The following is a 12,295-nucleotide window of genomic DNA, read 5'->3' on the forward strand; positions in this document are numbered from 1 at the left end:
GGGAGAAGTCTATGAATCTACACCATCGTTTTAATCCAAGGCTGGCTAAAATCGAAGTCTCGCAGATCCGTATGTTCGATCAGCAAATCTCAAGCATTCCGGGTATCATCAAATTGACATTAGGTGAGCCAGATTTTTCAACACCTGAAGCAGTCAAAGAGGCAGGGATCACAGCCATCAAAGAAAACTATTCTCATTATACCGGGATGAGAGGTTTACCAGAATTATGTGAAGCAGCTTGTTTCTTCCAAAAAGAACGTTACGGTCTTTCTTATGATCCGCAAACGGAAGTACTGACAACGATTGGTGCCACAGAAGCGATCGCGACAGCTTTATTAGCGGTCTTAGAAGAAGGAGATAAGGTATTGATCCCAGCACCTGCGTATCCCGGCTATCAACCAATCGTTGATCTAGCAGGCGCCGAATTGATCACGATCGATACATCAGACACTGGCTTTATTTGTCAGCCAGAACAACTAGAAGAGGCGTTTGCCAAATACGGAGACGAAATCAAAGCAGTGATTTTGAATTACCCAAGTAATCCAACTGGAACATTGTTATCTGCAGAGCAAATGAGTAAACTTGCAGAAGTTTTAAGCCAACATCCAGTCTTTGTCATCAGTGACGAAGTTTACGCGGAGTTGAATTACGTGGGGGATCATGTATCGATGGCTACGTACTTACCTGAACAAACGATCGTCGTGAATGGACTCTCTAAATCCCATGCCATGACTGGCTGGCGCATTGGCTTTCTTTTTGCCCAAAAACCAGTGATCGATGAATTGATCAAGGTCCACCAATATTTAGTTACTTCTGCCACAACGATTTCTCAAAAAGCTGCGGTCGAAGCATTGACAACGAGTATGGACGAAGGGGAAAAAATGAAGGCCCGCTACGTCGAACGCCGAGATTATCTATTACCACAACTTACGGAATTAGGCTTTCAAATCTCTCAACCTGATGGTGCGTTTTATTTGTTCTGTCGCTTACCAGAAACGATCCAGATGAATTCGTGGGATTTTTGTTTAGCACTCGCAGAACAAGGTAAGGTTGCCTGTATCCCTGGCTCAGCTTTTGGACCGGAAGGCGAAGGATTTATCCGAATCTCTTATGCAAGTGGGATGGATGACCTACAAGAAGCGTGTAAACGTATCGGCACATTTTTAGCACAATTAAAACAATAATATTAAAATAACGAATAAAATTTTTAGGCAAGCCTTTTCATTTGCATTATTATTCGTAGAATGATATCGTAAAATTGTTTAGAATGATTCTAAACAATTGTTATGAGGAGGGTTTTGTCAATGGAAAAAACGAAAGTAATTATTGTCGGTGCATCACATGGAGGGCATCAATCCATTTTAGAATTACTATCTAGATACGGAGAAAATGTGGATATCACCTTGTTTGAAGCAGGCGACTATGTTTCATTTATGTCATGCGGCATGGAATTATATTTAGAGGATCAAGTCACTAGTGTGAATGATGTCCGTAATTTCAGACCGGAAAACTTTCCACAACCAAATGTGGGGATTTTAAATAACCACGAAGTTAAGACAATCAATGCAGATAAAAAAACAGTAACAGTTACACGTAAAGAAGATGGACATACAGAAGAGTATGCTTACGATAAATTGATTTTGAGTTCAGGTGTGAAACCAAACTCATTACCTATTCCAGGAACAGACTTAGAAAATGTGTATTTGATGCGTGGCTATAATTGGGCAACGAAAATCAAAGAACGCATGACAGACCCAGCAGTGAAAAAAGTAGCCGTTATCGGTTCAGGTTACATCGGAATCGAAGCAGCAGAAGTTTTCTTGAATGCAGGGAAAGAAGTAACGTTATTAGATATGATCGATCGTCCTTTAGGTACTTACTTAGATAAGGAAATGACAGATATCTTAGAAGCGCACTTAAAAGAAAAAGGCATGAACATCAAAACTGGCGTGAACATCAAAGCCTTCACAGGTGACGGTAAAGTCGCAGCCATCGAAACAGACAGTGGCACGATCGAAACAGATTTGATCATCCAAGCTGCCGGTGTCAAACCGAATACCGAATGGTTGAAAGGCATCGTTGATTTAGATGAACGTGGCTGGATCATCACAGATGAATACCTACAAACAAACTTACCTGATGTTTATGCAGTAGGAGATGCAACACTTGCTTATTCGATCCCAGCAGGCAAAAAAGTGCCGATCGCATTAGCAACAGTTGCACGTCGAGAAGCACGCTATGTCGTTCAACACTTATTTGAACAAACACCAAGCAAACCATTTGGTGGCTTAGTCGGCTCATCTGCGTTACGTGTGTTTGACTATCATTTTGCTGCAAGTGGCTTGAACAGCTTCACAGCTGATCGCGCTGGCGTAGCCATCAAAACAGCCTTCTATGAAGATACGATCCGTCCAAAATTCGTACCAGAAGAATTTGGGAACGGAAAAGCAGCTGTACAATTAGCCTATGATCCATTTACGCATCAATTGCTAGGTGGAGCAGTATTATCAACAAAAGACATTACTCCTCAAGGAAATGTTTTGGCTTTAGCCATCCAACAAAAATTAACGATCGAAGACTTGGCAGAAGCAGATTTCTTCTTCCAACCAGGACACGACCGTCAATGGAGCCTACTAAACTTAGCCGCACAACAAGCACTAGGTGAAGAGCCATTTGTGGAGTAAAAACTACATTTATGTAATAGTAAATACGGAATAACAGGTGGATGGAAACATTCTGCCTGTTGTTCCGTTTTTTTATTTATTCGTAAGAGTTGTTTGGGCTGAAGGGAAATATTGACGATTATGCTGTTAAAACAGCTTTTTAGGAATGTAATAATTTTTTTTGATATTTTTTGATATGATTAAGGTGGAAGTTATTTTAATTTGTTAAAGTAATATTTTAGTACGTTACGTATATATATTTGTAGAGAGGAATCGGTTACTATTTATACATAGAATGGAGAGATGAAAGATGACCTACGTTCGAATAATCAAAATAATCCAACTGGTTTTATTGGCGCTAAGCATCTATTTTGCTGCAATGAAAAATACGATCTATACCATACTGATTATGCTATCACTATTTATTGAATATACCCAATCCGAGCAACCTAAAACTCCTTACAAATCGGGAAAAAATTCAATCTATCTACCGAATCAAACATCTAGAACGGAAGTGATGTTTGCGCTGATTCCCACGATTTTAGTTCTTATGATTTGCTCCATTTTGGAATTAGAATTGTATCATTTTTAGTAACAGGAATAATTTGAACCACATCTATTTATTAGTAATAAAAATGAATACATAAAAGTATCGATCGTATGAGAATTTTAGAGAAGGTGAACCGAGTGAGCCAAATAATTGTTCTCACCTCCTATCTAGTGATGACGATTCTATTGATTGTCATGTGGAGGTATAAAAATAATAGAAAATAGTTAGAAAACAGGACAGAAAATCTACAAATAGAAGAATAGAACGGAGAGATTAAAATGACCTACGCTAGAATACTCAAAGGAACTAGTTTGATTTTATTAGCTTCAAGTATCTATTTTGCGGCCCAGCAAAATACTATTTACTTCACACTGATTTTATTATCAATACTTATTGAATCTGCTCAACCCAACCGCCCTAAAATTCCTTATCAATCGGAACGAAAAGCCATCTATCTACCGAATCAAACATATGGAACGGAAGTAAAGTTTGAACTGATTCTGACGATTTTAGTTCTTACTATATGCGCCATTTTAGAATTAGAATTGTATCATTTTTAGAAAAAGGAATCGTTTGAAATACGTCTAAATACTTTAAATGACTGTTTCTCTCATTTTGAGAATTAGTAATAAAAATAAATACATAAAAGGAATGATTCACTTAGATTTTTAGTAGATGAATAGAATGGAGAGATAATAATGACCTACGCTAGAATACTCAAAGGGACTAGTTTAATTTTATTAGCTTCAAGCATCTATTTTGCAGCACAGAAAAATACTATTTACTTCACACTGATTTTATTATCGATACTTATTGAGTCTGCTCAACCCAACCGCCCTAAGATCCCTTATCAATCGAAACGAAAGGCAATCTATCTACCGAATCAAACCTATGGAACGGAAGTGAAGGTTGAATTTGTTTTGACGGTTGTAGTTTCGATTATTTGTTTTGTTTTGGCGTGGTGACAAGACTTGAATGTAGAAGAACGTCATAAACCAAAAGTAAATAAAACTGAATCAACTCTTTCGTAAAGAAGCACCAATCGCCGAAATCTGTTTCATGTTTTCGGTTATTGGTGCTTCTTCCACATTTTTTTCAATTTCCCTTCTTCACCCGTATCGCATACGAATCCAGCAAGATCCGCGCAATCACAGAAAGTGGCAGGCGAGAGCGGACTTCATATTCAGGGAAAAAAGAGATTTCGGATTTGAATCCGATCAAGGATAATTCTGCTAAGTGATTCAAACGGCTTTCCCGTGAGGCGGTGATCAGGATCGAACTGATTTCCTCGCGGTAGCAATTCTCCGCTGCTGCTACGAGTTCTTCTGTTTCACCGTTTAAGGAAATAAAAAGAACGACATCTTTCTTGTGCAATTTGCGACTAACGGTTTTGATGATATTTGGATCGGTATGAAGGACACAGTATTTATCAAGTAGTTGGAATTTTGTTTGTATTTCTTCCCCAATCATCTCTGAAAATCCTCTGGCAAAGATAATGATTCTTTGTGAACTCCAGATTTTTTGAATCGCATCTTCGATTACTCCTGTATCCAATAGATTGATGGTACGCACGACTTCTTGCTCGTTTTTTAGAATGGAGGTTTTTATTTCTTCATCTACTTTATCGACCGTAGCAAAATTGATGGTGGTATTTTTCTTTTCCTTTAAATGATGCTTAAAAGAAGTATAGCCTTCGTATCCTTTTTTCTTCATGGTACGAACGATGGTCGTGGTGGATACGTTGGCTCGTTCGCTTAGTTTGATAATTGATAGATTTGGGATTTCTTGGATGTGATTCATCATATACTCCCATAAAAAATGTTCTGCCTCGCTTAATTTAGGTTCCATTTACGCCTCCCCCTTTTCTTTTTATTCTACCACTGATGTAAACCCTTACTTAGATGAGTTTTATTTTGTAAACATTTACCTAAAATTTCGCTTATTTAGAAAACATGTACATCCAAAAACAGGTCATACTGTAGATAACGTGAGGAGGGATACAGGTGGCTAACGTATATACATGTACGATGAATCTGGCGATTGATCTGTTTATTGAAGTGGCACAACTCAAACCGAATGTCGTGAACCGCTCAATCGATGATGACATCCAAGCAAATGGGAAAGGTGTCAATGTTTCATTGATTTTAAAAAAACTCGGGATACCAAATACTGCGTTGGGCTTTAGCGGAGGATTTACTGGGGCTTATATTGAGGAATGCTTGACGAAGGAAGGGATCGACGCTCATTTTGTTTCTATACCCGGAATGACTCGCATCAACGTATTTACACAAGTGAATGAGGAATCAAGTGAATATAAGTTGGTCAATCGTGGACCAGAAATCGACCAGTTAGCGATGGAAGAATTGCTTGAGACAATCAGTCATTTGTCAGCTGGAGATTATCTTTGTGTTTCTGGGAGTCTGCCAAGAGGGGTACCAGAAGAAATCTTAGTAATGATCAGTAAAATCTGTCATGAGAATCAAGTGCGCTTGATCTTAGATACGAGTGCTAAAATCGTTAAACGATGTCTAAAGTATCAACCATTTTTACTGAAACCGAATGAGCAGGAATTGGCAGAATGGTTTGATGAAGAAGTAGCAGAAACGGAATATGTGAACTATTGTAAGAAACTATTAGCCGCAGGTGCACAAAATGTCTTGCTGTCATTAGGTGGAGCGGGCGGGATCTATGTGAACGAAAATTATTGTTTGACAGGAAATGCCCCGCAAGGAAAAGTCGTCAATACCGCTTGTGCCGGGGATACACTCCTAGCCACTTTTCTGGCAGGCTTGATCAAAGAAGAAAATAGTGCGGATTGTTTCAAGGACAGTTTAGCTGCGGGTAGCTCGACTGCGTTTCAAAAAGGATTGACTAATTTTACAGATGTCGCAGAGTTGAAAAAAGAAATCACCATTCATAAGGAGGAATTCAGATAATGGCTAAGTATCGATTAATTGCAGCAACTGGTTGTCCCACAGGTATCGCCCACACGTATATGGCACAAGAAGCACTGGAACAGGCAGCAAAGAAAAAAGGCATTTCGATCAAGGTGGAGACCCATGGGCAAGTAGGGGTAGAAAATCGTTTGACAGATCAGGAAATCATTGAAGCGGAAGCAGTGATTATTGCGGCGGATAAAGATGTCCAGCCTGAAAGATTTGCCGGGAAAAGGATCATTGATGTTTCTGTTTCGAAAGGGATCAAAGAAGCCGATCAATTGATTGCTGCGGCTTTAAACGGTGAAGGAGTGATTTCTGAAAAAGTCGAAATGGCGGAAGGAGATAAGGAAAAACAACATGCACAACAGAGTATTGGTCACAGCATCTATAAGAACTTGATGAATGGTGTTTCCCACATGTTGCCTTTTGTTGTCAGTGGAGGAGTCTTGATCGCCATTTCTTTTTTATGGGGGATTTATTCTGCTGATCCTGCCAATGCGCAATACAATGAATTTGCTGCGAATTTGAATCGAATCGGCGGTTTTGCGATGAGTATGATGGTGCCGGTCCTTTCCGCTTTTATTGCTGAAGGAATTGCAAAGCGTCCTGGACTGGTTGTTGGTTTTGTCGGTGGATTGATTGCCTCAGATGGTGGTACAGGTTTTTTAGGTGGGATTATCTCAGGTTTCTTGGCAGGGTATGTGGTATTGGGATTAATAAAAGCGTTAAAACCTTTGCCTAAAACACTAGATGGTTTAAAGGCAATTTTCTTATATCCCGTACTAGGGGTGTTGATTACTGGATTGATCATGACAGTCATTTCAGGACCGATGGCTAGTATCAATGAAGGAATGATGGATTTTCTAGCAGGGTTTGAAAACTCAAGTCCTTTAGTATTAGGGGTGATCGTCGGTTGTATGTGCGCATTCGATATGGGGGGGCCGATCAATAAAGCAGCCTACGTTACTGGAACTGCCCTGTTAGCACAAGGAAATACTAGCTTTATGGCGGGAGTTTCTGCAGCCTGCATTGCTCCACCGTTGATTACTGGCTTTGCGGTCTTGCTTTTTGGGAAATACTTCGAGCTAAACGAAAAGAATGCTGGTCTAGTGAATTTCATTCTAGGTTCAACACATATTACGGAAGGTGCGATTCCTTTTGCGGCAAAAGATCCGCTTCGTGTCTTGCCAATCATGATGCTTGGTTCGTCGATCGCCGCTGTATTGACCTATTTCTTTCGCGTGCAAGTACCAGCACCCCATGGCGGATTTCTCGTTTTACCAGTAGTGACCCATGGCTTATTGTGGGTTCTTGCGATTCTTGCTGGTTCTATTGCAGGGGGAGTATTACTAGGCTTGGTTCAAAAAAGAAAGTCACTGAGTGTGTGAAAGGGAGAGGATTCATTTGATGGAAAATTTATTTGTTTATACCAATGTGGCGGCGAATACTCGTGAAGCGGTGTTTGCGTTTCTTTCAGCAAAAATCGTTGAGGTAGGAAAAGCGACCAATGAGCAGGCGGTCAAAATCGGCTTGAAACAGCGCGAAGCAGAAGGCACGACTGGTATGATGGATGGCTTTGCGATTCCTCATGCGAAAAGTGAAAGTATAGAAGAACCAACGATCATTATCTTGAAATTAACGAATGCAGTCGCCTGGGATAGTTTAGACGGTCAACCGATCAAGTATGTGATTGCGTTGTTTATTCCAGCTGCAGAAGCAGGAACCAGTCATTTGGCGCTTCTTTCGCAAATGGCACGAATGTTGATGGATGAAGGCTTTAAACAAGCATTTATCACTGCTTCCACTCAAGAAGAAATTGTTGGGTTGATTGATTTTAAGTTAGAAGGGATGTTGAAAAAATGAGGAAAGTATCAGAGGGGAAATACCAAGCATTGGTAAACATGAGTAATCCAGACGGGATCATCGGGGCTTTAGCGATTGATCAAAGAGGGGCATTGAAAAAAATGATGGCGAGACATCAAGAGGAGGTCAAAGTGGATGATTTGATCCATTTCAAAGAACTCGTGTCCGAAGAATTGACACCTTTTGCTTCTTCGATTCTTTTAGATCCAGAATATGGGTTACCCGCTGCCGAAAAACGCGCCAAGACAGCTGGACTATTGTTGGCTTATGAGAAAACAGGATATGATACAACGATACCTGGACGTTTGCCAGATACCTTAGCTTTTTGGTCAGCCAAAAGACTAAAGGAAGCTGGAGCAGATGGCTGCAAATTCTTGCTTTACTATGATGTAGACGAAAGCGAAGAAGTCAATGAACGGAAACAGGCATATGTAGAAAGAATTGGTTCAGAATGTCTGGCGGAAGATCTTCCTTTCTTTTTAGAATTGCTATCTTATGATGCAACGATCCCAGATACGACCTCCAAGGAATATGCCAAGATCAAACCGAAAAAAGTCATTGAAATGATGAAGATTTTCTCAGAGCCGAGGTTCAACGTAGATGTCTTGAAGGTAGAAGTACCTGTCAATATGACTTTTGTTGAAGGTTTTGGAAAAGAAATCATTTATTCCAAGCAAGAAGCATCCGCTTTGTTCATCGAGCAAAGCCAAGCGACTGACTTACCGTTCATTTTTCTTAGTGCAGGTGTCAGTGCCGAAGGATTCCAAGAAACGTTGTACTTTGCCAAAAACGCTGGGTCTTCGTTCAATGGTGTTTTATGTGGGCGAGCTACATGGGCAGATGGTGTGGCACCTTTTGCGGATCAAGGGAGACAGGCGGCAAAAAAATGGCTTGCTGAACAAGGGAGAAACAACATTGAGGAATTAAATGGAGTCTTGATGAAGACAGCTTCGCCTTGGAAAAATAAGATTAGTCGCTAGTTGGTTAGTCATCTTGAAATAGCAAAAGAGAAACACTTTGAGCACCTAGACGTGGGAAATGAAGTGTTTCTTTTTTTTGTTATTTTTCATTGGAATTTAGCGAAATGCAAGAAAAAGAACCGTTGGATTTCTTCATTATTTTATAAATTTTCTAGAATAAACAAGCTTTTTAAGGACAAGCCTTATGCTGCTTTTTATGAGGTTTATGCTGTTTTTTTATTTTAAGTGGTATTTTCGAGGTATTTAAAATGTTTTTATATATAGTTGATTAAAACGTTGTTATATAGAGGTTTTTAAGCAATTTTTATGTTGACAGGTAGTTATTATTACTTTACGATTGTCTTGTGGTTATAACCAGTTGGAAGGGGTAAAGAAATGGAAAATTCTCGTAAAGGGAAACCGTTATATTATCAACTAGTTGATGTACTAAAGAAACGAATTGAGGCAGAAATGATCCCGCATGATAAATTGCTGTCTGAGAGGGAGTTATGTCTGTACTATGGTGTGAGTCGGACGACGGTTCGATTGGCATTGCGGGAATTAGAAACACTTGGCTATATTTATAAAAAACATGGAAAAGGAACGTTTGTCAGTGACTTATCGCATCAAGCAGCAAGTCTAGCTGGTGCTTACAGCTTCACAGAAGAAATGTTGGCATTGGGGCGTACACCGAAAACGATTATTTTAGCTTTTGAAAAACAAGCAGCGACAAAGCAGTTGGCTGAACGCTTGAATCTCAATCTAGGAGAAGCAATCTTCAAAATCAAGCGGCTACGTTTAGCGGATGATGTTCCTTTGATGGTTGAACGGTCTTATTTACCAGCAAAACTGTTTCTTGGCCTTGATTTGCCGATTTTGGAAAGCAAGCCTTTGTATGATGTTTTTCTGGAAGATTTTGATCAACATGTCCAAGTGGCAGAAGAGGAATTCTATGCCAGTATTGTTTACGCAAATGATGCCGAATTACTGCATATATGCGATGGGGCACCGATTTTACATTTGAAACGGACGACCTTCAATAGCAAAAACGAGATCATCGAATATACAGATAGTGTCGCAAGAGCAGACCAATTCCATTATAAGATCCGTCATGTTCGGAGTAATCTAGGAGGAAAATAACATGTTTGAACTGTCGAAGGATGAATTAGAAAAAATAGGTGCAAGGATCACTACAGAAGAAATCAAACAACAACCAGATCTGTGGGAAGAGGTTGTGGAAATCTTAGAAGAGAAGAAAAATGAATTAGCCCTTTTCTTTGATGCACTTGAAAAACAGGCAAACGAGCAACAAATCCAAGTCATCTTTACCGGTGCAGGCTCTTCTCAATATGTAGGCGATACGCTTGTTCCTTACTTGAATGAGCATGGAGACACCAAACGGTTTGCTTTTCATAGTTTTGGTACGACCGATATTGTTGCTTCTCCAAGAGAGTATTTGTTTCCTGATCAACCCACGTTATTGATTTCGTTTGCTAGAAGTGGCAATAGTCCGGAAAGTCTGGCGGCAGTCAAAATCGCCGATCAAGTTGTGGATACGTTGTTCCATTTAGCGATTACTTGTGCAGAAGAAGGAAAATTAGCACAAGTCGCACGTGAACAATCGCAACATTTCTTGTTGTTGATGCCAAAAAAAGCAAATGACGCTGGCTTTGCCATGACAGGTAGCTTTACATGTATGTTATTGAGTGCCCTTTGGCTTTTTGATCAAACGAACCAAGAAACAAAACAAAAGTATGTCACTTCCTTGAGTCATATCGGCAAAGATGTTCTGAAAAGAGAGCAAGAACTGATCCAAGTGTTAGCAGTACCATTCAATCGGGTCGCATACCTTGGCTCAGGTAGCTTGGCTGGTGCCACAAGGGAAGCACAGCTGAAAATCTTAGAGTTGACTGCTGGAAAAATTGCGACAATCTTTGATTCTTCGATGGGCTTTCGTCATGGACCAAAATCCTTTGTCAATGAGCAAACTTTAGTGATCGGGTTTGTGACGAACCAAGCGTACACACGCAACTATGATTTAGATATTTTGGAAGAAATCAATGGCAATGCTATTGCTGCAAAGGTGTTAGCCATTGCTCAATCGACGCAAAGAGATTTTTCTGGAGCAAACTTTTTCCTAGAACCAGCCGCACTAGAATTACCCGATGCCTATCTATCTGTAGTGATGATCTTGACCGCACAAATCATTGCTTTGCATATGTCGATCAAAGTCGGTAATACACCTGACACGCCTTCACCGACAGGAACGGTGAATCGAGTAGTCAAAGGTGTGACGATCCATGAGTACCAAAATGAATAACAAGGAGGTCAATAAAAACAATGACACCAAACAAGAAAAAAGCGATGGAACATTTAGCAACAAAAGACGGCATCATCAGTGCATTAGCAATCGATCAGCGGGGTGCATTGAAGAAAATGCTGTCGGCTTTAGGAGAAACACCCACAGATGAACAATTGATTGAGTTCAAAGCGTTGGTTTCTAGTGAGTTGACGCCTTATGCTTCAGCTATTTTATTAGATCCTGAATATGGTTTGCCCGCTGCCAAAGTACGTGATCGATCCGCTGGTTTGCTCTTGGCGTATGAAAAAACGGGTTATGACGTATCAACTCCTGGACGGTTACCAGATCTATTAGGAGACTGGTCTTCCTTGAGATTAAAAGAAGAACAAGCCGATGCAGTGAAATTTTTACTTTATTATGACGTTGATGAAGATCCAAAAATCAATCATTTGAAACATGTCTTTATTGAACGTCTAGGAAGTGAATGTGCAGGAGAGGATCGACCGTTTTATTTAGAACTGCTCTCTTATGATGCCAAATCAAATGATAGCGCTTCACATGAGTATGCAAAGGTTAAACCGCATAAAGTGATTGAAATGATGAGAGAATTTTCAAAGCCTCGTTACCAAGTAGATGTTTTGAAAGTCGAAGTACCAGTCAATATGAACTTTGTCGAAGGTTTTGGTGACAAGGAAATCGTCTATAGTCAAAAAGAAGCAGCTGACTTTTTCAAGGCGCAAAGCGAGGCGACTCACTTGCCATTCATTTTCTTGAGTGCGGGTGTATCTTCTGAATTATTCCAACAAACGCTAGTCTTTGCTCATGCGTCAGGTTCCACCTTCAATGGGGTCTTGTGCGGAAGAGCGACTTGGAAAGATGGCGTCAAAGCTTATGTAGATGCTGGGAAAGAAGGAGCCGTCAAATGGTTACGGACACAAGGTAGACAGAATATTGAGAACTTGAATCAAGTAATCAATCAGACAGCGACACCTTGGTATCAAAAAACAGGCGAATAATGT

Annotated in this window: 13 protein-coding genes; 12 read left to right on the top strand and 1 reads right to left on the bottom strand. The window is 40.1% G+C overall.

What is annotated here, in order from left to right; translation table 11 throughout:
• Positions 1–11 precede the first annotated feature (11 nt).
• The 5 genes from IGK77_RS02600 to IGK77_RS02620 all read left to right on the top strand — a co-directional run bounded on the left by IGK77_RS02600 (position 12) and on the right by IGK77_RS02620 (position 4,178).
• The gene (locus tag IGK77_RS02600; RefSeq protein WP_010736321.1) at positions 12–1,184 is read left to right on the top strand and encodes a pyridoxal phosphate-dependent aminotransferase; all 1,173 of its coding nucleotides are present in this window, start codon (positions 12–14) and stop codon (positions 1,182–1,184) included.
• A 120-nt stretch (positions 1,185–1,304) separates the two neighbouring features.
• Complete coding sequence (locus tag IGK77_RS02605; protein ID WP_074801718.1) at positions 1,305–2,684, top strand: FAD-dependent oxidoreductase; 1,380 nt, start codon at positions 1,305–1,307, stop codon at positions 2,682–2,684.
• A 289-nt stretch (positions 2,685–2,973) separates the two neighbouring features.
• The gene (locus IGK77_RS02610) at positions 2,974–3,255 is read left to right on the top strand and encodes a hypothetical protein (protein ID WP_074801715.1); all 282 of its coding nucleotides are present in this window, start codon (positions 2,974–2,976) and stop codon (positions 3,253–3,255) included.
• Positions 3,256–3,491: 236 nt separating this feature from the next.
• A complete protein-coding gene (locus IGK77_RS02615; protein ID WP_074801711.1) occupies positions 3,492–3,773 on the top strand; it encodes a hypothetical protein in 282 nt (93 codons plus the stop codon).
• Positions 3,774–3,911: 138 nt separating this feature from the next.
• Positions 3,912–4,178: a hypothetical protein gene (locus IGK77_RS02620; protein WP_074801708.1), complete on the top strand. Its 267-nt coding sequence runs from the start codon at positions 3,912–3,914 to the stop codon at positions 4,176–4,178.
• A gap of 130 nt (positions 4,179–4,308) precedes the next feature.
• Here the strand turns inward: IGK77_RS02620 and IGK77_RS02625 are convergent, their stop codons facing one another.
• Positions 4,309–5,061 (bottom strand): MurR/RpiR family transcriptional regulator, encoded by a 753-nt coding sequence (locus IGK77_RS02625; RefSeq protein WP_066025209.1) that lies wholly within the window; start codon positions 5,059–5,061, stop codon positions 4,309–4,311.
• 155 nt (positions 5,062–5,216) lie between these two features.
• Here IGK77_RS02625 and pfkB point away from each other — a divergent pair, with 155 nt between their 5' ends.
• From pfkB to lacD (IGK77_RS02660), 7 genes are all read left to right on the top strand, one after another.
• Positions 5,217–6,149 carry a 1-phosphofructokinase gene (gene pfkB, locus IGK77_RS02630; protein WP_081355954.1) on the top strand — a complete coding sequence of 311 codons (933 nt, stop codon included), beginning with the start codon at positions 5,217–5,219 and terminating at the stop codon, positions 6,147–6,149.
• A complete protein-coding gene (locus IGK77_RS02635; protein ID WP_074801706.1) occupies positions 6,149–7,540 on the top strand; it encodes a PTS fructose transporter subunit IIC in 1,392 nt (463 codons plus the stop codon). Before pfkB ends, IGK77_RS02635 begins: the two co-directional genes overlap by 1 nt.
• A 19-nt stretch (positions 7,541–7,559) precedes the next feature.
• Positions 7,560–8,015: a fructose PTS transporter subunit IIA gene (locus IGK77_RS02640; RefSeq protein WP_074801703.1), complete on the top strand. Its 456-nt coding sequence runs from the start codon at positions 7,560–7,562 to the stop codon at positions 8,013–8,015.
• A complete protein-coding gene (lacD, locus tag IGK77_RS02645; RefSeq protein ID WP_074801699.1) occupies positions 8,012–8,995 on the top strand; it encodes a tagatose-bisphosphate aldolase in 984 nt (327 codons plus the stop codon). The genes IGK77_RS02640 and lacD (IGK77_RS02645) overlap by 4 nt, the downstream gene beginning before the upstream one ends.
• 375 nt (positions 8,996–9,370) lie before the next feature.
• The gene (locus IGK77_RS02650; RefSeq protein WP_074801691.1) at positions 9,371–10,114 is read left to right on the top strand and encodes a GntR family transcriptional regulator; all 744 of its coding nucleotides are present in this window, start codon (positions 9,371–9,373) and stop codon (positions 10,112–10,114) included.
• A 1-nt stretch (position 10,115) separates the two neighbouring features.
• Complete coding sequence (locus IGK77_RS02655) at positions 10,116–11,294, top strand: SIS domain-containing protein (RefSeq protein WP_074801688.1); 1,179 nt, start codon at positions 10,116–10,118, stop codon at positions 11,292–11,294.
• A 20-nt stretch (positions 11,295–11,314) separates the two neighbouring features.
• On the top strand, positions 11,315–12,292 hold the full coding sequence (gene lacD / locus IGK77_RS02660) for a tagatose-bisphosphate aldolase (RefSeq protein WP_074801685.1): 978 nt from the start codon (positions 11,315–11,317) through the stop codon (positions 12,290–12,292).
• Positions 12,293–12,295 lie beyond the last annotated feature (3 nt).

The organism is Enterococcus sp. DIV0806c, from assembly GCF_051710905.1.
Classification (GTDB): Bacteria; Bacillota; Bacilli; order Lactobacillales; family Enterococcaceae; genus Enterococcus_B; species Enterococcus_B mundtii.

Excerpts from the sequence above, each read along its gene's own strand:
- IGK77_RS02600 (WP_010736321.1), top strand. The coding sequence starts at position 12 with ATGAATCTACACCATCGTTTTAATCCAAGGCTGGCTAAAATCGAAGTC.
- IGK77_RS02605 (WP_074801718.1), top strand. The coding sequence starts at position 1,305 with ATGGAAAAAACGAAAGTAATTATTGTCGGTGCATCACATGGAGGGCAT.
- IGK77_RS02610 (WP_074801715.1), top strand. The coding sequence starts at position 2,974 with ATGACCTACGTTCGAATAATCAAAATAATCCAACTGGTTTTATTGGCG.
- IGK77_RS02615 (WP_074801711.1), top strand. The coding sequence starts at position 3,492 with ATGACCTACGCTAGAATACTCAAAGGAACTAGTTTGATTTTATTAGCT.
- IGK77_RS02620 (WP_074801708.1), top strand. The coding sequence starts at position 3,912 with ATGACCTACGCTAGAATACTCAAAGGGACTAGTTTAATTTTATTAGCT.
- IGK77_RS02625 (WP_066025209.1), bottom strand. The coding sequence starts at position 5,061 with ATGGAACCTAAATTAAGCGAGGCAGAACATTTTTTATGGGAGTATATG.
- IGK77_RS02635 (WP_074801706.1), top strand. The coding sequence starts at position 6,149 with ATGGCTAAGTATCGATTAATTGCAGCAACTGGTTGTCCCACAGGTATC.
- IGK77_RS02640 (WP_074801703.1), top strand. The coding sequence starts at position 7,560 with ATGGAAAATTTATTTGTTTATACCAATGTGGCGGCGAATACTCGTGAA.
- lacD (WP_074801699.1), top strand. The coding sequence starts at position 8,012 with ATGAGGAAAGTATCAGAGGGGAAATACCAAGCATTGGTAAACATGAGT.
- IGK77_RS02650 (WP_074801691.1), top strand. The coding sequence starts at position 9,371 with ATGGAAAATTCTCGTAAAGGGAAACCGTTATATTATCAACTAGTTGAT.
- IGK77_RS02655 (WP_074801688.1), top strand. The coding sequence starts at position 10,116 with ATGTTTGAACTGTCGAAGGATGAATTAGAAAAAATAGGTGCAAGGATC.
- lacD (WP_074801685.1), top strand. The coding sequence starts at position 11,315 with ATGACACCAAACAAGAAAAAAGCGATGGAACATTTAGCAACAAAAGAC.